Annotated in this window: 21 protein-coding genes, 1 tRNA gene and 1 pseudogene; 6 read left to right on the forward strand and 17 right to left on the reverse strand. The window is 71.0% G+C overall.

The genetic code is table 11. From position 1 onward, the window contains the following. Nucleotides 1–41: 41 nt before the first annotated feature. The 5 genes from ACLF6P_RS04485 to ACLF6P_RS04505 form a co-directional block, all read right to left on the reverse strand. Nucleotides 42–917 carry an SGNH/GDSL hydrolase family protein gene (locus ACLF6P_RS04485; RefSeq protein WP_415948273.1) on the reverse strand — a complete coding sequence of 292 codons (876 nt, stop codon included), beginning with the start codon at nucleotides 915–917 and terminating at the stop codon, nucleotides 42–44. A 292-nt stretch (nucleotides 918–1,209) separates the two neighbouring features. Beyond that, entirely contained in the window at nucleotides 1,210–1,860 is a 651-nt protein-coding gene (locus tag ACLF6P_RS04490; protein WP_415948236.1) for a PadR family transcriptional regulator, read from the reverse strand. Between the two features lie 66 nt (nucleotides 1,861–1,926). Next, a complete protein-coding gene (locus ACLF6P_RS04495; RefSeq protein ID WP_415948237.1) occupies nucleotides 1,927–2,475 on the reverse strand; it encodes a DinB family protein in 549 nt (182 codons plus the stop codon). 103 nt (nucleotides 2,476–2,578) lie between these two features. Beyond that, complete coding sequence (locus tag ACLF6P_RS04500) at nucleotides 2,579–4,036, reverse strand: aldehyde dehydrogenase family protein (protein WP_415948239.1); 1,458 nt, start codon at nucleotides 4,034–4,036, stop codon at nucleotides 2,579–2,581. 93 nt (nucleotides 4,037–4,129) lie between these two features. Beyond that, a complete protein-coding gene (locus tag ACLF6P_RS04505) occupies nucleotides 4,130–4,993 on the reverse strand; it encodes a helix-turn-helix domain-containing protein (protein ID WP_415948240.1) in 864 nt (287 codons plus the stop codon). Between the two features lie 286 nt (nucleotides 4,994–5,279). On the opposite strand from ACLF6P_RS04505, the gene ACLF6P_RS04510 reads away from it, so the two are divergent. Further along, on the forward strand, nucleotides 5,280–5,834 hold the full coding sequence (locus ACLF6P_RS04510; protein WP_415948242.1) for an ATP-binding protein: 555 nt from the start codon (nucleotides 5,280–5,282) through the stop codon (nucleotides 5,832–5,834). A gap of 136 nt (nucleotides 5,835–5,970) precedes the next feature. Here ACLF6P_RS04510 and ACLF6P_RS04515 read toward each other — a convergent pair whose 3' ends face one another. From ACLF6P_RS04515 to ACLF6P_RS04530, 4 genes are all read right to left on the reverse strand, one after another. After that, the gene (locus ACLF6P_RS04515) at nucleotides 5,971–6,192 is read right to left on the reverse strand and encodes a DUF397 domain-containing protein (protein WP_415948243.1); all 222 of its coding nucleotides are present in this window, start codon (nucleotides 6,190–6,192) and stop codon (nucleotides 5,971–5,973) included. A gap of 199 nt (nucleotides 6,193–6,391) precedes the next feature. Continuing rightward, nucleotides 6,392–8,749, reverse strand: coding sequence for an FUSC family protein (locus ACLF6P_RS04520; protein WP_415948244.1), 2,358 nt, complete (start codon nucleotides 8,747–8,749; stop codon nucleotides 6,392–6,394). 156 nt (nucleotides 8,750–8,905) lie between these two features. After that, nucleotides 8,906–10,090, reverse strand: coding sequence for a DUF2786 domain-containing protein (locus tag ACLF6P_RS04525; RefSeq protein ID WP_415948246.1), 1,185 nt, complete (start codon nucleotides 10,088–10,090; stop codon nucleotides 8,906–8,908). Further along, nucleotides 10,087–10,506 (reverse strand): winged helix-turn-helix transcriptional regulator, encoded by a 420-nt coding sequence (locus ACLF6P_RS04530; protein WP_415948247.1) that lies wholly within the window; start codon nucleotides 10,504–10,506, stop codon nucleotides 10,087–10,089. Before ACLF6P_RS04530 ends, ACLF6P_RS04525 begins: the two co-directional genes overlap by 4 nt. Before the next feature lie 47 nt (nucleotides 10,507–10,553). On the opposite strand from ACLF6P_RS04530, the gene ACLF6P_RS04535 reads away from it, so the two are divergent. After that, complete coding sequence (locus ACLF6P_RS04535) at nucleotides 10,554–11,369, forward strand: NAD(P)H-binding protein (protein ID WP_415948249.1); 816 nt, start codon at nucleotides 10,554–10,556, stop codon at nucleotides 11,367–11,369. A gap of 160 nt (nucleotides 11,370–11,529) precedes the next feature. Further along, complete coding sequence (locus tag ACLF6P_RS04540) at nucleotides 11,530–13,260, forward strand: bifunctional 3'-5' exonuclease/DNA polymerase (RefSeq protein ID WP_415948250.1); 1,731 nt, start codon at nucleotides 11,530–11,532, stop codon at nucleotides 13,258–13,260. A gap of 136 nt (nucleotides 13,261–13,396) precedes the next feature. Here ACLF6P_RS04540 and ACLF6P_RS04545 read toward each other — a convergent pair whose 3' ends face one another. Next, nucleotides 13,397–14,755 (reverse strand): hypothetical protein, encoded by a 1,359-nt coding sequence (locus tag ACLF6P_RS04545; protein ID WP_415948251.1) that lies wholly within the window; start codon nucleotides 14,753–14,755, stop codon nucleotides 13,397–13,399. 316 nt (nucleotides 14,756–15,071) lie between these two features. Further along, nucleotides 15,072–15,563: pseudogene (locus tag ACLF6P_RS04550) on the reverse strand (SigE family RNA polymerase sigma factor); the annotation flags it as partial. A 304-nt stretch (nucleotides 15,564–15,867) separates the two neighbouring features. On the opposite strand from ACLF6P_RS04550, the gene ACLF6P_RS04555 reads away from it, so the two are divergent. Further along, nucleotides 15,868–15,944 (forward strand) — tRNA-Thr (locus ACLF6P_RS04555). A 122-nt stretch (nucleotides 15,945–16,066) separates the two neighbouring features. On the opposite strand, the gene ACLF6P_RS04560 is transcribed toward ACLF6P_RS04555, so the two are convergent. Then, entirely contained in the window at nucleotides 16,067–16,246 is a 180-nt protein-coding gene (locus ACLF6P_RS04560) for a hypothetical protein (protein WP_415948252.1), read from the reverse strand. Continuing rightward, nucleotides 16,243–16,623 (reverse strand): PIN domain-containing protein, encoded by a 381-nt coding sequence (locus tag ACLF6P_RS04565; RefSeq protein WP_415948254.1) that lies wholly within the window; start codon nucleotides 16,621–16,623, stop codon nucleotides 16,243–16,245. The genes ACLF6P_RS04560 and ACLF6P_RS04565 overlap by 4 nt, the downstream gene beginning before the upstream one ends. Before the next feature lie 206 nt (nucleotides 16,624–16,829). On the opposite strand from ACLF6P_RS04565, the gene ACLF6P_RS04570 reads away from it, so the two are divergent. Beyond that, a complete protein-coding gene (locus ACLF6P_RS04570) occupies nucleotides 16,830–17,525 on the forward strand; it encodes a hypothetical protein (protein WP_415948255.1) in 696 nt (231 codons plus the stop codon). A 37-nt stretch (nucleotides 17,526–17,562) separates the two neighbouring features. On the opposite strand, the gene ACLF6P_RS04575 is transcribed toward ACLF6P_RS04570, so the two are convergent. Both ACLF6P_RS04575 and ACLF6P_RS04580 read right to left on the reverse strand, forming a co-directional pair. Beyond that, nucleotides 17,563–18,687, reverse strand: coding sequence for a hypothetical protein (locus ACLF6P_RS04575; protein ID WP_415948256.1), 1,125 nt, complete (start codon nucleotides 18,685–18,687; stop codon nucleotides 17,563–17,565). Nucleotides 18,688–18,873: 186 nt separating this feature from the next. Beyond that, nucleotides 18,874–19,116, reverse strand: a complete 243-nt coding sequence (locus ACLF6P_RS04580; protein ID WP_415948257.1) for a hypothetical protein — start codon at nucleotides 19,114–19,116, stop codon at nucleotides 18,874–18,876. 117 nt (nucleotides 19,117–19,233) lie between these two features. Here ACLF6P_RS04580 and ACLF6P_RS04585 point away from each other — a divergent pair, with 117 nt between their 5' ends. Next, nucleotides 19,234–19,719, forward strand: a complete 486-nt coding sequence (locus ACLF6P_RS04585) for a GNAT family N-acetyltransferase (RefSeq protein ID WP_415948259.1) — start codon at nucleotides 19,234–19,236, stop codon at nucleotides 19,717–19,719. Between the two features lie 16 nt (nucleotides 19,720–19,735). Here the strand turns inward: ACLF6P_RS04585 and ACLF6P_RS04590 are convergent, their stop codons facing one another. Further along, nucleotides 19,736–20,380 carry a LuxR C-terminal-related transcriptional regulator gene (locus ACLF6P_RS04590; protein ID WP_415948260.1) on the reverse strand — a complete coding sequence of 215 codons (645 nt, stop codon included), beginning with the start codon at nucleotides 20,378–20,380 and terminating at the stop codon, nucleotides 19,736–19,738. After that, nucleotides 20,344–21,663, reverse strand: a complete 1,320-nt coding sequence (locus tag ACLF6P_RS04595) for a sensor histidine kinase (protein WP_415948261.1) — start codon at nucleotides 21,661–21,663, stop codon at nucleotides 20,344–20,346. Before ACLF6P_RS04595 ends, ACLF6P_RS04590 begins: the two co-directional genes overlap by 37 nt. Nucleotides 21,664–21,887: the final 224 nt, after the last annotated feature.

Genomic DNA, 21,887 nt, shown 5'->3' on the forward strand with positions numbered 1-21,887 from the left:
GGCTCGCTGCCTCGATGCGGTCCCGGGGCCCGGCCGACGCCTCAGTTCCCGTGCCCGTACCGGTGCCCGCGGCGCCGCACCTGCTCGACGACGGCCTCGGCCATCGCCGCCTCGCCCTTCGCATTGGGGTGGAAGGGCGCGGCCGGGCTGGTCGGGACGAGTGGCTCCACCCAGCGGTCCCACGGCGGCCGGCAGATGTCGTGGCCGATCGTCGGGGTGTACGTGTCCACATAGCGCGCGCGGTTCTCGCGCGCCGTCGCGCGCAGCATCGCGTTGAGCCGCCTGCCGGTGTCCCGCAGATACGGAACGTCCCCCTGTGCCATCGCCACCCGCGGCCAGCAGCCCTTGCCGCTGTCGGCGACGATCACCGGGTAGCCGACCACGTACACCCGGGCCCTGGGCGCCCGGTCGTGGATCGCCTCGATGACCTTGTCGACCTTGGCGGCGGTGTCCGCGATCCGCCGGGCCAGCTCATCGGTGCCGCCTGCCGTGTAGTGCTTCTCGCAGGGGTTGCCCGCCGGATCGCTGAAGCTGAGCATCGTGCAGGTGCCGACGATCTCGCCGAAGCCGATGTCGTTGCCGCCGATGCCGAGCGTGACGATCGTCGTCTTCCGGTCGAGGGCGTCGAGCTGCGGCGGATTGGTGCCCTGCTGCTGCCACATGTGTTCGGTGGTCGCGCCGCCGCAGCTGGCGTCCCGGAAGCGCGCGACGTTCAGCTCACGCGCCGCCACGGAGGGGTAATTACGGCTGGAACGGGCGCAGTTGAGATCCACCTGGTCCGGGATGCCGGGCCCGGAGGTGTACGAGTCGCCGAGGGCGACATAGCGCTCGCCCCGGTGCCGCTGCCCCGCCTCGGCGGGCGCCGCCGTCCCCGCGACGAGCAGCGCGGCGGCGCCGGCCGCCGCAAGCGCGCCCATCGCCGCACGCCGGGTTCTTCCCCCTCGTACGGCCGTGCGCCGCAGTGCGCCTTGCTGCGCCTGCGGGTGTTTCTGTGTCTGCGGGTGATCCTGCGCCTGCGGCTGTTCCTGTGTCCGGCCCTGCATCCGCACCCGAGCCTGCTCCGCCATGGACTGCCTCCCCATCCGCTTGCACCCAGAGGTACCGACCGGTCGGTAGCGTCGGGGCGGCAGGCATCCGTGTCAATGGATGTGACACGAACTCCCCCCACACGACCGCTTGCCGAAGGGCATCGACAGCGATCTGACGAATCTAATGACGGTCCCCGGGATGCGGCTCGCCCGTCGCGTACGGGTTCTCCTCGTCCTCGGCGAGGACCGCCACGAACGGCTCGCCCTCGCCCGCGAAGGTGTAGGCGCCGGCCTCGATCCTTTCGATCAGGCCCCGCGTCCACTCGGCCCCCGCGTCCGCGGAGTGCACCCACAGGTGCATGATCTCGCCGATATGACCGAGCTGTTCGGGCCCGCCCTCGGGGATGTAGTGCTCCGTGACGCCGGCCCGCCACTGCTCGATCGCCTCGACCCGCCGCTTGAGAAGGGCGACCGCCTCCTCGCGGGGCAGGTCGACGATGAAGCCGATCGCCGAGGAGAGCACGTCCATCTTCTGGTCGAAGGCGACCAGGGACTCCTTGAGCAGCGCGAAGTACTCCTCGGCACCCTTCCCGGTGACCTCGTACTCGGTACGCGGCGGGCCGCCGGCCGTGGAGGGCGCGACCTCGTGGGCGAGGAGCAGCCCTTGCTTCGCCATCTGCTTGAGCGCGTGGTAGATCGAGCCGGGCTTGGCATTGGACCACTCGTTGGCGCCCCAGTACTCCAGGTCGTTGCGCACCTGGTAGCCGTGGGCGCGGCCGTGCATGCGGACGGCGCCGAGGACGAGCAGACGGATCGCGGACGGGCCGGACATGAGGGGGATCCTTTCCTAATCAACTTTGACTAGGCTACCCCGCCGCAGTCAGCCCCCGGCTCGGAATCAGCCCCAGCCACCCCCGCCGCGCTCCTGTGCCACCAGATCCCAGGCCGACTTGCCGTCGAGGGACTCGCGGATGATGTCGGCGTGTCCCGCGTGCCGGTTGATCTCGCGGATGAGGTGCAGGGCCACCCAGCGCAGCGAGACCTTCTCCTTCGGGAACCAGGGCGCCTCCGGCAGCGGGAAGGACGCATCCAGATCCGGCGCCGACCGGAAGAACTCCTCCGTCTCGTCGGCGACCTGCTTCCAGTACGCGAGCTGGGATGCGACCGTCTCGTCACCGACGAGTACGAAGCACTCGTGCCAGTTCGACTCGTCGCGCTGCACGCGCTCCGGCTCGCCCTTCGCCTTCGCGATCCAGCCCTGTTCGACCTCGGCCACATGCTTGAGGAGCCCGGCGAGGGAGAGTTCGCTCACGCTGGGCTTCGACGCGGCCTGCTGCTCGCTCAGACCGAGCACCGAGCGGCGGATCCCGCCGCGGGCCTCCTCGATGAACGCGAGCAGCGCTCCGCGCTCGTCGCCGTGCGCCTCCGCAGATACGTGGGTCACCATGGTCCGTCCGCCTTCCCCAACCGCTGTCTCCTGCTGACGGAAACCACGTTACGAAGGCTTGCGGACAGGCACGGTCCTCAACACGAGCCCGAAGGGTGACGTTCTACAGCGGGAACTCGCTCCGGCCGTGCTGCACCGAGATCCACTTCTGGGTCGTGAACGCCTCGACCGTCGCATCGCCGTTCAGGCGGCCGAGCCCCGAGTGCTTCTCGCCGCCGAAGGCGACGAAGGGCTCGTCGTGGACCGTGCCGTCGTTGACGTGCATCATGCCGGTCTCGATGCGCTTGGCGAAGCGCACCCCGCGCTCGACATCGCCCGTGTGCACGGCGCCGCTCAGTCCGTACGGGGTGTCGTTGGCGATCCGTACGGCGTGCTCCTCGTCGTCGAACGGGACCAGGAGGGCCACCGGGCCAAAGATCTCCTGGCGCAGGATCGGCGAGTCGGCGGGCAGGCCGGTCAGGACGGTCGGCTCGACGAGGTTGCCGATGGTGCGCCCCTGGATCAGCGCGGTGGCACCCTCGTCGAGCGCCTCCTTGACCAGGGCGGCGAGCGCATCGGCCTGGAACTCGTTGATCACCGGGCCGATCTGGGTCTCCGGCTCGCGCGGATCACCGGTCCTCAGCGCGCGTACACGGGCGAGGAACTTCTCGGTGAAGACCTCCCACAGCGAGCGGTCCACCAGGATGCGGTTGGCGGCCATGCAGACCTGACCCTGGTAGACGAAGCGGCTGAAGACGGCCGCGTCCACCGCGTAGTCCACATCGGCGTCGTCGAGGACCACCAGGGCGCTGTTGCCGCTGAGTTCGAGGATCGCCTTCTTGAAGTGGGCGGCGGTGACGGCACCGACATGACGGCCGACCCGGTCGGAGCCCGCGAAGGAGATCACTTTGGGCACGGGGTGCTCGATCAGCGCGTCGCCGATCTCGGCGATGTCGGTGACCAGGACGTTGAGCAGGCCGGGCGGCAGCCCCGCGTCCTCGAAGATCTTCGCGATCAGGCCGCCGCCGACCACCGGGGTGTTCTGGTTCGGCTTGATGACGACGCCGTTGCCGAGCGCGAGCGCCGGAGCGACGGACTTGAGGGTGACGAGGAAGGGGAAGTTGAACGGGCTGATCACGCCGACCACGCCGACGGGTATGCGGTGGAGGCGGTTCTCCTTGCCGGCCACCGACGAGGCGATGATGCGGCCCTCGGGGATCATCGCGAGGTGGATCGCCTCGCGCAGGAACTCCTTGGCCATGTGCACTTCGTAGCGCGCCTTGAGCCGGGTGCCGCCGAGCTCGTCGATGATCGCCTCGACGATCTCGTCCTCGAGCTCCTCGGTCACCGCGAGCGCTCGCTCGATCACGGCCCGCCGCGCGTACGGGGAGGTCTCGGCCCACTCCTTCTGGACGCGCTCGGCGGCGCGATAGGCCTCGTCGACCTCGAAGCGGGAGGCGACGGTGACGGCGGCGAGCTTCTCCCCGTTGTAGGGATTGAAGTCGATGATGTCCCACGAGCCGTTGCCCGTACGCCACTCGCCGTCGATGTACTGACGGCCCAGGTCGGTGAAGAAGGACATACGACCCCTTAGCGCGTTACCGCGATCCCCGTTGCCATGCTCCTTGCCGAGCACGTTCGACAGACCTTGACAGGCCGTCATCGTACTTGTGTTTCAAGACAGTTGGAGCAGACCACGGAGCAGATCGCGGGTCTGGTCCGGATTCGGACTGTCCTTCTGCAGCCGCTCCATGGACCGCGCGTACTGCGCGACCTCCTCGCCCTTGTCGAGGTACAGCGCGCTGGTCAGCTGTTCCAGGTAGACCACGTCGGAAAGGTCCGATTCGGGGAAGCTCAGCAGAGTGAAAGTGCCCGACTCCCCGGAGTGACCGCCGAAGCTGAACGGCATCACCTGAAGGGTGATATTCGGCCGCTGCGACATCTCGATGAGATGCTCCAACTGCCCCCTCATGACCGATCGGTCACCATACGGGCGACGCAGGGCCGCCTCGTCGAGGACGCAGTGCAGCTGCGGGCCGCGCTCGTCGACGAGCAACTTCTGGCGTTCCAGGCGCAGGGCCACACGGCGTTCGATCTCGGCATGGCCGATGTCGTCCGCATTACGGGTGACGACCGCGTGCGCGTAAGCCTCCGTCTGCAGCAGCCCGTTCACGAACTGCGCCTCGTACGCGCGGATCAGCGAAGCCGCGCCCTCAAGACCGACGTAGGTCTGGAACCAGCCGGGCAGCACATCGGAGTAGCTGTGCCACCAGCCGGCCACGTTTGCCTCGCGCGCCAGGTCGAGCAGCGCGACCCGCTCGGTGTCGGCGGTCACGCCGTACAGCGTGAGCAGATCCTCCACGTCCCTCGCCTTGAAGCTCACCCGTCCCAACTCCATGCGGCTGATCTTCGATTCGGAAGCACGGATCGAGTAGCCGGCCTGCTCACGGGTGATCCCACGCGACTCCCTCAGGCGCCGCAGCTGCGATCCCAGAAGGATCCGCCGCACCACCGAGCCACTCGACTCCCCAGCCGTCACTGCCTTCAACCCTCCCCGGCCCGCTCCGGGCCCCTACAGGTGGCGAAGTCTGCCATTAAACGCTCCTGCGCGTACACATTCGGTTACAGAAACAAGCCGCCCGCGGAACGGTCGCAAAAGAATCAGCCGGAAGAGGGCGGGAAGATATAAGCAGCAACCGGTACGGGAGCGTCCAACTCCGGCACGTGCACGTGCATCTGCCCTTGCATCCGCCGTACGCATCAGAAACGATGGGCCCGCGCACCACCGCAACATCGCTACGGCCGCGGAACCGGGAGTGCCTCGCATGGGGACGAATGGATCGACCATGCTCGAGCCGTTACGGCAGGGGCTTCCCCCCATCGACCCCTCTTCGGTGTCGAATGCGGCCTCCTGCGCCTTGACCGCCCGCTACGAAGCAGTGCGCGCGGCACGGCAGTTCACCCGCAGCACGCTGACCGAGTGGCAGCTCGACGAGCGTTTCGACGATGTCGCGCTCGTGGTCTCCGAACTCGTCACCAACGCCCTGCGGCACGGCCTGCCCCTCTCCCACCACCGCCCTTGCGACGAGGCCCTGCGGGCCGCACCTGCCGACCCCGCGGACACCGTCCGTGAGAGCAACGCGCCGGTGCGGCTGCACCTGATGTGCTGGAGATCGCGGCTGGTCTGCGCGGTGCGCGACCCCAGCCACACCAGTCCCGTCTCGCGCGAGACCGAGGCCTTCGAGGACTTCTCGGCCGAATCCGGCCGCGGGCTCTTCCTCGTCGAGTCCTTCGCCGACAGCTGGGGCTGGCATCCGCTGGCCGGGACGCTGGGCGGGAAAGTGGTCTGGGCGCTGTTCCAGCTCGGCGGGGAGAGCTGAGCGGGAGGGGCGGACAGTCCTGGGGACGACGTGAGCAGGGGCCGGTACGCCACAGGGGCGGACCGGCCTTTCGCGTCGGCGGCCGACCCGGCGGCCAAAACCGACGCGGTCGCCGTCCGCGCCGGGCTCCGGCCGGTCAGACCCCGGCTATCAGGTGGTCGAACTCCCCGTCCTTCACCCCGAGCAGCATCGCCTCGATCTCCGCGCGCGTGTAGACCAGCGCGGGCCCCTCGGGGAAGTTCGAGTTGCGTACGGCCACCCGCCCACCGGACAGTCTGGCGAACTCCACACAGGCACCTTGCGAATTGCTGTGCCTGCTCTTCTGCCAGACCACCCCGTCGAGCTCTGTGGCCGCCATACCGTTGTACGCGTGATCCACAACTCGCTCCCGTTGGCGCTGTGACTGATGATGCGTGCGTGATGCGTGCGGTCAACTGCCCCGGATCATAGCCGTGTTCACCTGCAGATGCATGGGCGCATGCATGGGCAGATGCACGTGCACGTGGGGTGCGCGCCTGGTTACAGCCCCGGGAGCGCTCCCCCTCACAGAGAAGACGTCAGCGCGGCAGTGTGGGTTCAAGTGCATCGGAGACTTCGTCGAGAGCTCCGAGCATCATGTGCGCCCCGTCCAGCACCGCATGCTCGGGCGGCGCTTCCCTGACGTCCCCGGCCACCCCAGCCACCCCGGCTTGCAGGTCTTGCCCGGCTTGCAGGGCTTCCCCGACTCCCCCGGCGTCCGCGGCTTCCCCGCCCGCCCCGTCCCAGTCCTCCAGGCACGCGCGTACGGGCCCCCAGTCCGGCACCTTCCGCTCCCGTACCGCCTTCGCACCCTGCTCCGTCGCCTCCCGCAGCGCCTCGGCGAGCGCGGCCGCGGCGGGCACCGCGGGCGCGCCGCGCTCGGGCAGGTGGGCCTCCATGAGCATGCCGATCCGGGCGAGCTGGGCCAGCGCCTCGCCCGCGCCCTCGGCCGCGGCGCGCGAGAGCCCGCGGTGGCGCACCGGCTCGTCGGCGGCGCGGGCCTGCGCCTCGCGCCAGGCGATCCGCGCGGCGCGGGCGTCGAGGAGCGCCTTGCGGACGTCCGGGCAGGCCGGACCGGCCGGTTCGGCGTAGTGGGCGACCACCGCGGCCGCGTACCGGCCGTCCGCCACGATCCAGTCGGCGAGCCGGGTCCGCAGCCGCGGGGTCTCCCACGCCGGGTACACCGCGTACGAGAGCATCGCCAGCAGCCCGCCGAGCAGGGTGAGCAGGATCCGCTCGTACACGGTCTGGTTCACATCGGCGCCGATCGTGCCGAGCAGAAAGACGATGTACGCGGCGATCGCGACCTGCGTGACGACGTAACCGGTGCGCAGGAACAGGTACATCAGGCCCGCGCAGACGATCGCGAGCATCATCGACAGCCAGCTGCCGGGGTCCGTGAGCAGGGCGACGCCCGAGGCCGCGGCGACACCGAGGACCGTGCCGCCGAAGCGGGCGACCGCGCGGCCGTAGGTCTGCGAGAAGTCCGGGCGCATCACCATCACGGAGGCGAGCGGCGCCCAGTAGCCGTGCCCGAACGGCAGGAAGTGCCCGAGCACATACCCGGCGACGACCACGGCGGTGACCCGGACCGCGTGCCTGAGATACGGGGAACTGCTCTGCCGCAGCTCCTTGTTGATCTTCCGCGCCGCCTGGGGGCCGAGGGCGGGGACGCTGGGGCGCAGGAGGGGGATGGGGCGGGTGTCGGACTGGAGGCCACCGCCCTTGCCGCCGCCCTGGACGCCGGGGGTGGCTGGGGCGGTGGCGACGGGCTGGGTTCCGGCCTCGGCCAGGGCGGATGGGACGGGCTGGGTGGCGGCCTCGGCGGGGGACGTGGTCGCCGGGGTCAGGGGGTTGCGGCGGAGCCACAGCGCGAGCCGGTGCACGATCGTGCGCGGCGGGGCCGCCGCCGTGTCCGGGGTGGCCGTCTCGACCACGTCGCCGAGGAGGGCGGAGAGCCGGCGGGCCGCGCGGCGCGGCGGGCCCACGAGGATCGCGGCGGTGTCCGGGGTGCGCAGGGCGGCCAGCGCGCCCGGGGGCAGGGCGACGGGTTCGCCGTGCCGGATCGCGCGGGCCGCGGCGTCCAGGACCTCGCCCGCCGCGGCGAGGAGCTCACGCACCCGGTCGCGCTGCGGCCCCTCGGCCGCCGCGCCGACGGCGGGGTCGGCGAGGGAGGCGAGCACCGGGCGGATACGTTCCGCGAGCCCGCGGGCGCCGTGCAGCTCGGAGGGGCGGGTACGGGCCTGGCGCGCGGTGACCACGGCCGCCTCGCGGGCCGTCATCAGGGGCGCGGGGTCGAAGGGCGCGGTCGGATCGTGGCGCAGCCGGCGGGCGTAGTCCGCCTCGGCGGCCAGCGCGTCCGCGAGGGCATCGCGCTGCGGGCCCCAGCGGCGGATCGGGAAGAGGACGATCAGGGCGGCCTGCACGAGCCCGCCGAGGAAGATCACGGCCGCGTGCCCGGCGGCCTCGGCGACGGTGGCCGGGAGTGTCACGGTGACGAGGACCATGGCCACGTTCGACGAGGCGATCACCCCGACCGTCGGCCCGAGCGCCCAGCTCAGGCCCGTGACGAAGGTCCACAGCGCGAGCAGCCCCAGGAAGAGCGGCAGATGGGCGCCCGCGACGTAACCGAGGAAGGTGGTGACGGCGAGGGTCGTCCCCGAGGCGAGCGCGAGCACGGGCCGCGGGCGCCAGCTGCGCTGGAACGTGGCGATCGCGGCCTGGAAGGCACCGAACGCCGAGCTGACGGCGGCCTCGGGGCCGGCGAACGCGAGCGTGCCGGTCACGACCAGGGCGAGGCCGACGGTGGCACGGAGGGCGAGGAGCGGTTCGAGCCGGTTGCGCTCGACCTTGAGGCCCGAGCGGGTGGTCTCCTTCAGCGCTCTGAGCCAGCTCACGTTTCTCAGGATACGGAGGGGGCGGATGTTTCTCAGGACACGGAGAGGTGGGACGTATCCGGCATAGCGGGCGGTGCGTGCGTGAGGTGGGGTGAGGTGGGCTTCGCCCCGTGCCTCCCCCTCGCGCCCCGCGCGCCCCGCGCCCCCCAGTCCCCCCTAAGGTCGCTCGTCCTCCAGCGCCGGACGGGCCGACATGGCCCGGTCCGCCGCGCTGAGCCCGTGCTCCCACCCCGCCACGTCATCCACACCCCGTACCCGCGTTCTGCGCGTCTCGGGGAACATCGCGTCCGCCGCGCCCGCGACCGCCACATCCCGCGCCGCGAGCACCGGCAGCGACGTCGGTTCCTCGGCCGCGACCTGGCCGGAGGCCGAGGCGAGGCGTTCGCCGACCCGGTGGGCGTAGGCCATCAGGAACGACTGCCGGAACGTCTTCGTTCGGCGTCGGCCGCCCGAGCGCTGCGCCGCCTCCGCCTTGGTCATCGCCGCCGTGCCCTGCACGAGGAGCGAGGTGTACAGGACCTCGACCAGTTCCAGGTCCGGCGCGAAGCCGAGCACCGTCGAGAAACCGAAGGGCTCGTTCCACACCGCCCGGCAGTGGTTCGCGGTCGCCACGGCGTCGAGCAGGATCGCCTTCGCCGTCTCGTACGGGGCATCGACCCCGATCCGGCGGGCGAGGGGTGTCTCGGCCGGATACTCGCGGTGCGCGAGCAGCGCCTCGTCGATACTGTGCCGCGCCATCAGCTCCTGTGCCTTGGCGGTGAGCGCCTCCGCCTCCTCGGGGAAACCGGTCGCCTCGGCCTTGGCGAGCAGCGCGCGGATCCGGCCCAGCATGCGCGGCTCATGGGCGGCGCCCACGGACGGCTGCCGTACCCAGGCGCCCGGCGCCGGTCCGACGGGTTCGAGGGCCGGGAGGCCGAACAGCAGCCGGAACAGTTCGAGGAGGCAGGTGGCGTACAGGAAGCGGTCCGCCGGCTCGCCCCGCGGCGGCAGCCCGGCGAGCTGCCCGTCCCAGCCGGCGGGAAGACCGCCCCTGCCCTCGTCCCCGTATCCCCGTAGCTCGTCGAGGATCAGCCCGGCCGCGAGCCGCGCATGCTCCTCGGACAGCTCACGGCGCACCATCCGTACGACGTCGGCGGGCTGCCATCCGCGCCGCCAGACCCGGGTGACGAACTCCGCGCCGCGCGCCCGCGCCTCCCGTATGTGCGCGAGATCCGCGGCGAGCACGGCGGCGCCCGCGTCGAGCGAGGCGTCGTCGCTCGCGTAGAGGGCGATCTCGTAGGCGCGGGTGACGGGGTCGTCGTGCACGGAGGACCGGGGCGGGCCGGAGGCGGAATCGTTCACGGGTGGCTCTCGTCGTAGGCGCGGCGGGCGTCCGCGATGGCCGGACGGTGGGCGATCGACCAGTCGGCAAGGGACTTGAGGAGGTGGCTCATACTGCGGCCCATCGCGGTCAGTTCGTACTCGACCTGCGGCGGAACCGTCGGATACACCGTGCGCCGCACGAGCCCGTCACGCTCCAGGCGGCGCAGCGTCAGGGTGAGCATGCGCTGCGAGACATCGCCGTGGATGCGGCGCTGGAGCTCCTTGAAGCGGAGGGTGCCCGTGGTCAGTTCGACCAGGACGTGGACCGACCACTTGTCGCCGAGGCGGTCGAGGACATCACGCACCCCGCACTCGTCCTGCGGCGTCCCGCAGTTGATCACCGGGTCCCCCGCCTCGGTGACCTGGTGGGTTACATCAATGTGCCCTGGGGACATGAAAGTGCCTCCTTACGAACCCGGGCGGCCCTCGCAACGATAAGTCCATGCTTCTCATCACCGGCGCCACCGGCGCTCTCGGCCGTCTCATCACCTCCTCCCCGCTGCTCACGGACCGCACCGACGTCGTCGTCGGCAGCCGCAGCCCGGGCACCGGACAGCGGCGCATCGACTTCGACGACCCCTCCTCGCTCGACCTCTCCTGCGTCCACACCCTGTTGATGATCTCGGCGGGCGCCGCCGAGGACGATGTGGTGACCGCGCGGCACGAGGCGGTGATCACCGCCGCGGAGAAGGCCGGCGTACGGCACCTCGTCTACACCAGCCTCAGCGGCGACGGCGACCACCTCACGTACGCCCTGGCCCACCGCTGGACCGAACGCCGCCTGCGCGAGTCCTCGCTCGACTGGACGGTGCTGCGCAACGGCCTGTACGCCGAGTTCCTCGCCGCCGTCGCCACGCCCGGCCCGGACGGCACGATCGCGGCGCCGCTCGGCGAGGGGCGGCTCGCGGCGGTCGCGCGGGCGGACCTCGCGGAGGCCGCGGTACGGGTCGCGCTCGATCCGGCGGCGCACGCCGGGCGCACGTACGAGCTGGTGGGCGAGGTGCCGCTCGGGGGCGCCGAGCTTGCGGCCGCGGTCGGCGGCTCGTACGAACCGGACACGCTGGAGGCCACGCGCGCGGCCCTCACGGCGGCCGGTCAGGCGCTGCCGTTCCAGGTGCCGATGCTGCTCAGCACGTACTCGGCGATCCGGGGCGGCTTCCTGGACGGTGGCGGCGTACGCAGCGGGGATCTGCGGCGGCTGCTCGGGCGGGAGCCGCGGGCGGCGCTCGAGGTGTACGCGGAGGCGGTACGGGGGTGACGGGGGTGACGGGGGTGACGGGGGTGACGGGGGTGACCGTCATTTACCGGCTGCGGCGGGCTTCGTGGACGTCGATGCGACCGTCACCGGGCGGGATCCCACGGGATGGTCGGCGCGCGATCCCACGGGATTGTCAGTGCCCCCTGCCACCATCGGCACCATGACCCGATGGGCCCTGGAACCGGCGGGCGGCGAAGGCGCCGCCCTCGTCGCGCTGACCGCGGACGGCCGTCCGGACGGCGCGATCCACCGGGAGCCCGACCTCGTCGAGGCCGTCCGCAGCCGCCCGCACGTCACCCGCTGGGTCTGGCGCTCCACCGCCGCCGTCTACCCGCGCCTGCTCGCCGCCGGCGTCCGCGTAGAGCGGTGCTACGACGTGGAGGACGCCGAATCCCTCCTCCTCGCCCACGAGGGCCGCCTCGGCGAACCCCGCTCGGCCGCCGCGGCCCTCGCCCGCCTGCGCCACGCCCCCGTACCCCCGGACCCGCCCCAGCGCCCCGCCGAGCCCGGCTCGCAGTCCTCCCTCTTCGAGCCCGGCCCCGTCCCCGTAAGCCTGGAAGAGCTGACCGAGGTGTACGCGGACCAGCTGAAGCGGCATGACGCGGCCGAGCATCCCGGCCGGATGCGGCTGCTCACCGCCGCCGAGTCCGCGGGCATGCTGATCGCCTGCGAGATGAACCGCGCGGGCATGCCCTGGAGCGCCGAGGTGCACCGCGAGGTCCTGACCGGTCTGCTCGGCGAGCGCTATGCGGGCGGCGGCGAGCCGCGCCGTCTCGCGGAGCTCGCGGACGAGATCTCGCAGGCCTTCGGCCGCCGCGTACGCCCGGACCTGCCCGCCGACCTGGTGAAGGCCTTCAACCAGGCCGGCATCCGCGTGAAGACCACCCGCCGCTGGGAGATCGAATCCCTCGACCACCCGGCGGTCGCCCCGCTCATCGAGTACAAGAAGCTGTACCGGATCTGGGTCGCCCACGGCTGGTCCTGGCTGCAGGACTGGGTGCGCGAGGGCCGTTTCCGCCCCGAGTTCCTGCCGGGCGGCACCGTCACAGGACGCTGGGTGACCAACGGCGGCGGTGCCCTGCAGATCCCCAAGGTCATCCGGCGGGCGGTGGTCGCCGACCCCGGCTGGAAGCTGGTCGTCGCCGACGCCGACCAGATGGAGCCGCGGGTGCTCGCCGCGATCTCCCGCGATCCGGGCCTGATGGAGGTGGCGGGCCGCCCCGGCGACCTCTACCAGGCGGTATCGGACAAGGCCTTCTCCGGCGACCGCGAGACGGCGAAGCTCGCGGTGCTCGGCGCGGTCTACGGGCAGACCTCCGGCGACGGCCTCAGGAACCTGGCCCTGCTGCGCCGCCGCTTCCCCCGCGCGGTCGCATACGTGGACGAGGCGGCACGGGCGGGCGAGGAAGGCCGTCTCGTACGGACCTGGCTGGGCCGCACCTGCCCGCCGGCGGCCGGCTCCGGCGAGCAGGAGGAGGCGGGCATCCCCCAGGACCCGGCGACGGAACCGGCACCCGGCGGCGAGGACGGGGACGGAGGCAGCGACCGGGGCAGGGACCAGGGCGGCTGGGTCCCCGGATACGCCTCCACCGACTCCCGCGCCCGCGGCCGCTTCACCCGCAACTTCGTCGTCCAGGGCAGCTCGGCCGACTGGGCGCTGCTGATGATGGCGGCGCTGCGGCAGACGATGTCCGCGGCCCACCTCGCCGCCGAGCTGGTCTTCTTCCAGCACGACGAGGTGATCGTGCACTGCCCGGAAAAGGAGGCACCGGCGGTCGTCGAGGCGATCCGTTCGGCGGCCCAGACGGCCAACCGGATCGCGTTCGGCGAGACGCCGGTGCGGTTCCCGTTCAGTACGGCGGTGGTGTCCTGCTATGCGGACGCCAAGTAGCCCTCGCCGGCAGCTGCTGCCACAGAGCGGTCGCCGGCAACAGTCGCCAGGCAGCGACCGCCGGCAGCGGCTGCCAAGTGGCGGCGCGGTCCGGGCAGGCCACCGGGGTGGCGGGCCCGGCCCCCACCGAGACCGCTCACTTCTCGCGCATCCCGGCCCATTCGGCGCTCGCCGCGATCGCCTTGAGCTGCTCCTGGTCGAGCGCCGGGGTCCTGCGGGTCGGCGCGTCATGCTGCGTACCGGCGTTGAAGGCGCTGACGACCACCCGCAGCCCGTCCAGGCGGATCGTGTCGGCGGTCCACATCACACCGCCCTCGACGCCCTGTTCGCCGCCGCTCTCGCGCCACTGGTACATGACGCCGTCGGGCAACGTCTCGCCCCCCGCGAACAGCTGGCCGCGCACATCGTTCATCCCCGGCTGCACATTGATCTGCACCATGCTCGCGCCCTTGCCGTCATCGACCACGAGATACGCCCACTCGCCCTCGCCACCCTGCTTCAGGACCTTGATCCCCTCCGGCAGCAGGGAGACGAACCGGGCACGGATCTCCTTCTGCCCGAGGACGGCGGGCGGCGGCTCCGCCTCGCCCGGACCTTCCTTCCCTTCCTTCCCCTCTTTCCCCTTCCCGTCCCCACCCGGCTGCCCATCGGGCCAGGCGCTGCCGGGATCGGCCATCGGGGCATCGAAGACCGGGTCCCACTTGTCGGACGTGGCCAGCGACGTCAGCTGATCGACGGAGAGCGGGGGCTCAGGACGGGTCGTCGGCGTACCCTTCTCCTCCACGGCGTTGAGCTCGCCCGCCCGGACGAGATGTCCCTCAGGGGTCACCAGCAGGGCATACCAGTCCTTCACATCGGCCCTGTGGTCCGAGTAGACGTACCCCTGGTACACCATCAGCCGCGAGCCGTCCTCCAACGTACGGACCGAGCAAGCATCATGCTTGACGAGAACCCTGTCCGGGCAGGTGGTCCGCTGCTCGGTCTGCTTCCCGTCCGCGTCGTCGACCTGTTCGAACGAGACCGAGACCGACGCCTTGCCCATGCCGTCGTCGAAGACGACCCGGGCATACGCCATCCCCGTCCCCTCCTCCGTACCGCGCCCGAACGAGGCGCCGACCTTCCCGTCGGGCAGCAGCGAGGTGAGGGTCTCGACCAGCTGCTCCTTGCTGACCCCCTTGCCGTCGGCCGCGGCACTTTCCCCCTCCTCGGCGGATGCCGTGGCGGCCGAGGAGCCCCCGGACGCCGAAGCCACCGCACCGCCCCCGGCCGCCGGGCGCGCGCGGTCCCCGCCGCCCGTCATCCCCGGCACGGCAACCGCACCCGTCACCGCCAGCGCGGCAACCGCAGCAGCCCCGCCGAACACGGCGGCCCGCCGCCGCCTGCGCGCCATGCGCCGACCGCGTACGTGCCCGGCCTCGACGAGCGCGTGATGATCCGTGCTGAACCCCTCACCGGTGCGCCGCAGCGCCTCGCTCAGCTCATCCTCGTAAGACATACGTATCCCCTCGAACCGTCGAACCCTGAAGCCTCGAACCCCTGAAACCGCTGGTGGCACGCGCTGCACGCGCTGCACGTGCGCGGAACTCACCGCCCCGGTGGCGTACTCCGCACGCCTCGCGCGCGCACAGCGCTCACCGCCCGGTGGCGTACTCCCCGTAACCGCCCGAGCGGCCACTCCCACGCGCGCCGTACTCCGCCTTCGCGCCCTGATTCACTTGCTCGCCGTAGCCGGCCCGCTCGCCGTAGCCGGCCCGCTCGCCGTAGCCGGCCCGCTCGCCGTACTCCGCTTGCTCGCCGTACGCCTCGAACCGGCCGCCGAGCAGCTCCCGCAGCCGTGCCAGCGCCCGCGTCGAGCGCGTACGCACCGCGGCGGAACTGACATGCATCACATCCGCGGTCTCCTCGATGGACCGGTCCTCCCAGTACCGCAGCACCACCACGGCCCGGTCCTTCACGGACAGCTGCCGCAGCGCGTCGAGCAACGTCAGCCGCAGCACCGCATCATCGGCAACGAGCCGCCCGGGCCCCTCCGGCAGCTCGGCGGCCGGACGCTCACTGCTGCTGCGCCGCCGGGAATGCGCGAGAAAGTTGCGTACGAGAACGGTCTGGGCGTAGCCCGCCGGGTTGCCGATCCGCGCGACGCGGCCCCACACGAGGAACATCCGGCCGAGGGTCTCCTGCACGAGATCCTCCGCGAGATGCGTGTCCCCGCCGGTCAACAGGCACGCCGACCGGTACAGCTGCCGCGACCTGGCATCGGCGAACTCCAGATAGGCCTGCTCCCACTCCCCCGCCCGACGCATACCCTCCCCAACCGCAGTGACGTTTGCTCCACCCAGTCTGATGCGTCGGCCCCACGGAAATGTTTCACCCCCACCCACACATGTCCCGCCCACCGCCCTACCCGCCACCCCGCCACCACCTGACCACCGCCCTCCCGGGCAGCCGAAGCACCTCTGAGCGATCCCCTGAGCGACCCGTGAGCGGCCTTGAACAACCCTGAGCCACCCTGGTCAATGGCACCCGAAAGAACCCTGTAGACTTGGCGTCGCTGCTGATGCGAACCTCTTCCCCCGGGGAGAGGTTCTCCCACGCATCACCCGCGGCGCCGCCTTAGCTCAGATGGCCAGAGCAACGCACTCGTAATGCGTAGGTCTCGGGTTCGAATCCCGAAGGCGGCTCCACTGAAGGCCAGGTCAGATTGCTTCTGACCTGGCCTTTTGCTTGCACGGCGACACCCCGTGGGATTGCCACTGGCAGGAGCTTCGACGCGCTTGCGTGAGCCTGCGTGAGCGCGAAGGTCCCGTCACTCGCCTGCGCGGAGCGCTGCGGCCGACTCCACAAGGCCATCGCGTTCCAGTCTGGCGAGAACGTCGACGACGGCGCCGGGTGGTTTCCGCCACGAGTCGGCGATCTGCTGCACTGCGGCGAAGACCCTTTTCCGGTCGAGATCGATCTGGGCCAGCATGAAATCGTCCGCGCTCACGGCTTCGACATCCCATGCCGCAAGGGTCTTGTCGGGGAAGCCTTGAGGTTGTTGGTGACGATCACTTGGGCCTGCGACTTGATCGCGGCGGCAAGGACATGGCGATCGTCGGCATCAGGTAGCTCGAGCACTGCTTCCAAGGGTTCGTAGTCCTTGACGAGACAGTTCCGGACGGCACGCACCATCAACTCGCGGGTGCGGGCCAGCTTTGCAGGGTCGAGCTCGGGTCTGTTGGCCTGGAGGTTCGCGAACACCTCATCGAGAATTCGGTCGGTCCATTTGGCTTGGACGAGTCCGGCTTGGGCCGTCCGGATGAGCAGGTCTCGTAACGTGCTGGGGTACAGGACACAGGCGTCGTAGACGACGATGAACGCCACGGGATCAGATCAGCCCCATCTCCTGATTCAACGCGGTGAGTTCATCCGCGGCCGTCCGCCGCTTCCGGTCGTCCCGCAATAGACGCAACGCTCCGACTGCTGGTCGAGGACTTCGAGGCGGAATGCCATGCGGGGTTCCTCTCAGGCGGGTGGTGCAGTCTGCGTCAGCGCGGGCCGGCTGCGGCCCGAGTCCGTAGCCTGGCCGGATGCCCGATGACGTCCTCGCCCTGTGGCCCCTCGCTCCTCCCTCCGAGACTGACTGGCTTTCCGAGCTCGCACAGGACGACGGCCTCACCGGTTACGAGGCGCCCGGGCTGCCCGACGCCGCCTGGGTGCTCGGCGGGATCTACGAGCGCGGCGCGACCGCGCACGATTCGGTCAACGACCGCCAGAGCAGGTCCGAACACCCTGGGCCCGGTTGGGAGCGACTGCGCTGGGCTGACCTGGCCGCCCGCATCGGTGATCCGGTCGTTCCCAAGGGCCTGTACCCCTGCCACCGCTGCTTCCCCTCCGCGACGGCGGCGACCTTCCCGCCCGGCTCCATCGAATGGCCGGCCGAGGGCAGCCTCGACAGGCCGACCTGGGATCAGCTGATCCGGTTCCTCACCTCGCACAGCCCCCAGGGAGAGGACACCGCCTGCCTCGCGTACTACAACCCGCTCATCACGCAGGACTTCGAGGAGGGGCAGGTCCGCTCCGGCTGTCTGGGCGATGCCTTGCCTCTCTTCGACCACCCGGACATCCTGTACACCCCTTCCAACCTGTGGGCAGCAGACCGCTCCTGGGCTGTCTGCACGGACTACGACCTGTGGGGCACCAAGGTCTGCGGCCCGCGCCCGCTGGTCGAGGCGCTGCTGGGAGACCTCGAACTCGAAGCTGTTCGCCTGCCCTGGGCCAGTTAGCGACGTGCCGTGCGCCGCGACACGATCGGACTCTTCGTCACCAGCCGAAGAGTCCGGCGTGCACGTGCTGCGTGAGATTCTCGAGGATCTCACGCAACCACGGGTTGCGGGCGGCCGGTAGCCGGGCCAGGGTGTGCCGGAACACCGCCGAGTCGGCCTCGAACAGGCGATGTGGGCGAGGCATGGGCAGATTGTCTCGGAGCACGCCGTCAGGCAGGCCGCCCGACGCGGGTACGGGCAGGTCCGGCTCCGGGGAGACCAGCCACAACCACACGCCGAACGGCAAGGGCACCGGGTATGCCGAGGCAGCCGGGCCGGGCAGGATCCAGGTCTTCCCCGTCTGCGGGTGGATCGGCACGAGCAGGATGTCTGCGTCCGGGGCTGGGGCGGGCTGCCCCGGTCCGGCCAGGACGGCAAGCCGCATCGGTGGCCCCACCGGGAGCAGGCCGTCCAGGGCGCGTTGGAACACTTCCTCGGCAAGGCCCTCCGGGACGAGGACCGGACGGCCTTGCGAGGCCACCAGTAGATGGGCGAGCGCCCGGCCCGCCGCAGCTTCCCACTGCGGGCTCCATGCCCAGAAGTGGTCCAACCCCAGCCGCGAACCACCCCATGTGTTGGCCATCGCCTCGAACGGAGGCGTGCTTCTGCCCTCGGTCATCAGCTCTGTCCAGGACAGTGGCGCGTGCTCGCCATCGACGCCGTCGACTGGTCGCCTGTGCACGGCCTTGGGGGCGAGCCACACCGCCTGCCACAACGAGCAGTCGTCAATCCTGGTCGCCACGGGCAGCCCGCACGCCTCGCAGGCCATGTTGGGCCCGTCGCCCCCGGCCATCCCGCAGCAGGCACCGCCGTGCTTGTCCGGAATCAGCACGGTCCCGCGGGTATCGCCGGGTGCCATGACGATCGCGCCGGGTGCGCCGTCGGACAGGCCGTGGACCGGTGCATAGATGCCACGGGCCGCCGCCTCGTCCGAGTCGATCTCCTCCCACCGCTGCCAGGGCGGTCCCGAGGGCTCCGGATCCACGGCGAACGTGCCCGACTCCATGAGCACCGGGAGTCGGAGCCCGTTCCCGTACGACTGGTGGGCGTGAACTGGCAAGGCGACCTGGGTCAGCGGGGCAGTCAGCTCTCCGCCGCACCCCGCGCACACGAAAACGAACAAGTATCCTCCGCTGGGAATCAGAGGCATGGTCCCAGCACGCCGTCGATCAGCCGACGCGATTTCCGACCGGGCGGAGGACAACCGCATGCCTCGTCGGCCCTCACGACTGCGCGTTACACACGTTGCAGAAGTACGGGGGCGTGCTGACGTGTGTCTGCCGCCCGCCGCCTTGGACCATGCAGTCCGTCACCACGTCCGGTGCACGGTCGCCTTGCTTCCGGTCACCAGGGCGGCCGGCGGAACGTCATCGGCGACGACGGCACCCGCGGCAACCACGGCGTCGCGGCCGATGGTGACGCAGGGAAGGACCGCTTCGTCCTCGAAGGGCAGCGCGTTGAGGCGCGAGGTGAGCTCGGTGACCCTCAGGACCCTCTCGGACATGGCCCGGAACTCGGCGCTGTGGATGCGCATGAGACGGTCGCTCGACATGCCACGACCCCTTCCGTGAACGGTGGCTCGGCACGGCTCGCCGGACGACCGGAGACCGGAGTCAGGCGGTTGAGCGGAGGGCAGGACGGGCGCCCGAGGCCGTGTCATGATCGCCGGATGCAGGAGGACGCAGCATTCCACATCTCGTACGCAGCGGCTTCCCCGGAACTGGCGGCCGCCACCGCCGGGCTGCTCGCCCGGCTCCCGGCGTGGTTCGCCAGACCGGAAGCGAATGCCCAGTACGTGGAGTCCGCCCGCGCCCTCCCGGGCGTCCTCGCCCACGGACCGGACGGTGAGCCGGTCGGCCTGCTGCTCCACCGCAGGCACTTCGCGCAGTCCGCGGAAATCCATCTGATGGCGGTGGCTCCCGACCGGCACCGGCGGGGCATCGGGGCGGCGCTCGTCGGCGCGGTGGAGTCGAGGCTGCGGGCGGACGGCTGCCGCATGCTGCAGGTGAAGACCCTCGGGCCCTCGCATCCTGACGCCGGGTACGCGGGCACGAGGGCCTTCTACCGGGCCGCCGGTTTCATCCCCGTCGAGGAGACGGACGATCTGTGGCCCGGGACGCCGTGCTTGATCATGGTGAAGCAGATCGGCGGCTGAGACCAGCCCGGGCAGGTCACCGGTCCAGGTAGGTCAGGACTGCCAGGACGCGGCGGTTGTCGGCGTCCGTCTGGAGGAGGCCCAGCTTGGTGAAGATGTTGCCGATGTGCTTGGCGACGGCCTTCTCCGAGATGAACAGGCCCTGCGCGATACCTGCGTTGGAGCGTCCCTGCGCCACCCACTCAAGGACTTCGCGCTCGCGTCCGGAGAGGCCGCCCACGGCCTCGTCGCGCTCCTTGCGGACCAGGAGCTTGGAGACCACTTCCGGGTCCATCGCGGTGCCTCCTCCGGCCACGCGGTGGATGGAGTCCAGGAACTGGGTTCCGTTGGTCACCCGGTCCTTCAGGAGGTAGCCGACGGCCCGGCCTCCGCCGGCCAGCAACTCCCGGGCATAGAGCGGCTCCACGTACTGCGAGAGCAGCAGAACCGGCAGGTCCGGCAGCTGTTCGCGGGCGGCGAGTGCCGCGCGCAGCCCCTCGTCGGTGAAGGTCGGCGGCAGCCGGACGTCGACGACGGCGACGTCCGGGCGCTCCCCGACGAGTACGTCCAGCAGTTCCTTGCCGCTGTCGACGGCGGCGACAACCTCGTGGCCGTGAGCCCCGAGCAGCCGGATGAGACCGTCCCTCAGGAGGAAATGGTCTTCGGCGAGGACAATACGCACGGCAGCTCCATCGTCACCATCGTCGGTCCGTTCACCGGGCTGTTGACGACCAGCACCCCGTCGAAGGTGGCGAGTCGGCGTTCGATGCCCCGCAGACCGCTGCCGCGCGAGGCGTCGGCGCCGCCGTGGCCGTCGTCGGTGACGGTGATGCGCAGCATTCCGTGATCGTAACGGATGTCCGTCCAGGCGCGGTCGGCGCCGGAATGCTTCGCGACATTGGCGAGAGCCTCCGAGACCGCGAAGTACGCGGCGGACTCCACCGGCATCTCGGGTCGCCCCGGCAGGTCCGCATGGACCTCGGTGCGGACGGGGCAGACCATGGCCAACGCCCGTACGGCATCGGTGAGTCCACGGTCGGCGAGGACGGGCGGATGGATACCGCGGACCAGGTCACGCAGTTCCTCCAGCGCCTTCGAGGAGGATTCACGCACCTCGGTGAGGAGGGCCCGTGCGGCCTCGGGACTGGTCTCGAGGGCGTGTTCCGCGGCGTCCAGGGTCATCCCCATCGCCACCAGCCGGGCCTGGGCACCGTCGTGCAGGTCGCGCTCGATCCTGCGGATCTCGGCCATCTGCGAGTCGACGGCGTCGGAGCGGGTGGCGGCCAGGTGCCGGATACGGCCGGCCATCAGCTCGCTCTCGCTCGGGGCGAGCATCGCACGGGTGTACAGGGCGTGCCGGCGCACCGCGCGCGGCGCCCACCACAAGGCCAGCAGCAGCTGGAGTACGCCGAGCGCACCGGCGAGTGTGGCGGTGACCTGGCCCTGGATCGGGATGAACTGGTACCACAGACCGTCCCATTCGGCGGACAGTGCGACACCGAAGAAGGCCAGGAAGATGCCCCATATCCCGCTGAGCACCAGGAGGATCGGGGAGAAGGCGAAGAACGCACCCGCCAGCGGGTCGACCAGCACCCAGGCGTACTCCCGCCGCGTCTGCGGGTCGCTCATGAACCACCGGTACCGGGCGACGACCCCGAAGGCGCCCTCGGGTGCGGGCGGCAGCGGACCGGGCGGGCCTGGTATCTCCACCCCCGACCAGCGCAGCGCCAGTTCGCGCTGCCGGGTGGCGAGACGGCGCACCCCTTGCATGGCTCGCGGCACCAACCCCAGGCCGGGCCCGACCAGGCCGATCGCCCCCGAGACCGCCAGGGACCGCCAGAAGGCCGCCCAGGCCATCCGCCACAGGGTCAGTGCCCGTCGCAGCCCCACCAGTCCGGCCGCGAAGGAGAACCCTCTGATCTCCTGCGGCGTGCGGGTCCCCCCGAGCTGCACCGTGCGCTCCATACGACTCGCTCCTCTCTGCTGCCTCTTCGGTACGTGGAACGAAGCGCCCACGCCTTCATTCTCGCGAGGGCGGAGAGGTGGCGCGGTGGAGAAAACTCCCCTCTTCGGCGGGCGGGCGGGCGCGAGCAGCCAGGGAGCCGGGTTCCTGTGTCGGCGTTTCCGTGTCGGCGTTCCTGTGTCGGGGTTCCTGTGTCGGGGTTCCTGTGTCGGGGTTCCTGTGTCGG

This window comes from Streptomyces lothianensis (assembly GCF_047779955.1).
Lineage (GTDB): Bacteria > Actinomycetota > Actinomycetes > Streptomycetales > Streptomycetaceae > Streptomyces.

Excerpts from the sequence above, each read along its gene's own strand:
- ACLF6P_RS04585 (WP_415948259.1), top strand. The coding sequence starts at position 19,234 with ATGCAGGAGGACGCAGCATTCCACATCTCGTACGCAGCGGCTTCCCCG.
- ACLF6P_RS04515 (WP_415948243.1), bottom strand. The coding sequence starts at position 6,192 with ATGGCGGCCACAGAGCTCGACGGGGTGGTCTGGCAGAAGAGCAGGCAC.
- ACLF6P_RS04540 (WP_415948250.1), top strand. The coding sequence starts at position 11,530 with ATGACCCGATGGGCCCTGGAACCGGCGGGCGGCGAAGGCGCCGCCCTC.
- ACLF6P_RS04545 (WP_415948251.1), bottom strand. The coding sequence starts at position 14,755 with ATGTCTTACGAGGATGAGCTGAGCGAGGCGCTGCGGCGCACCGGTGAG.
- ACLF6P_RS04495 (WP_415948237.1), bottom strand. The coding sequence starts at position 2,475 with ATGGTGACCCACGTATCTGCGGAGGCGCACGGCGACGAGCGCGGAGCG.
- ACLF6P_RS04510 (WP_415948242.1), top strand. The coding sequence starts at position 5,280 with ATGGGGACGAATGGATCGACCATGCTCGAGCCGTTACGGCAGGGGCTT.
- ACLF6P_RS04580 (WP_415948257.1), bottom strand. The coding sequence starts at position 19,116 with ATGTCGAGCGACCGTCTCATGCGCATCCACAGCGCCGAGTTCCGGGCC.
- ACLF6P_RS04535 (WP_415948249.1), top strand. The coding sequence starts at position 10,554 with ATGCTTCTCATCACCGGCGCCACCGGCGCTCTCGGCCGTCTCATCACC.
- ACLF6P_RS04500 (WP_415948239.1), bottom strand. The coding sequence starts at position 4,036 with ATGTCCTTCTTCACCGACCTGGGCCGTCAGTACATCGACGGCGAGTGG.
- ACLF6P_RS04595 (WP_415948261.1), bottom strand. The coding sequence starts at position 21,663 with ATGGAGCGCACGGTGCAGCTCGGGGGGACCCGCACGCCGCAGGAGATC.
- ACLF6P_RS04485 (WP_415948273.1), bottom strand. The coding sequence starts at position 917 with ATGGGCGCGCTTGCGGCGGCCGGCGCCGCCGCGCTGCTCGTCGCGGGG.
- ACLF6P_RS04490 (WP_415948236.1), bottom strand. The coding sequence starts at position 1,860 with ATGTCCGGCCCGTCCGCGATCCGTCTGCTCGTCCTCGGCGCCGTCCGC.
- ACLF6P_RS04530 (WP_415948247.1), bottom strand. The coding sequence starts at position 10,506 with ATGTCCCCAGGGCACATTGATGTAACCCACCAGGTCACCGAGGCGGGG.
- ACLF6P_RS04570 (WP_415948255.1), top strand. The coding sequence starts at position 16,830 with ATGCCCGATGACGTCCTCGCCCTGTGGCCCCTCGCTCCTCCCTCCGAG.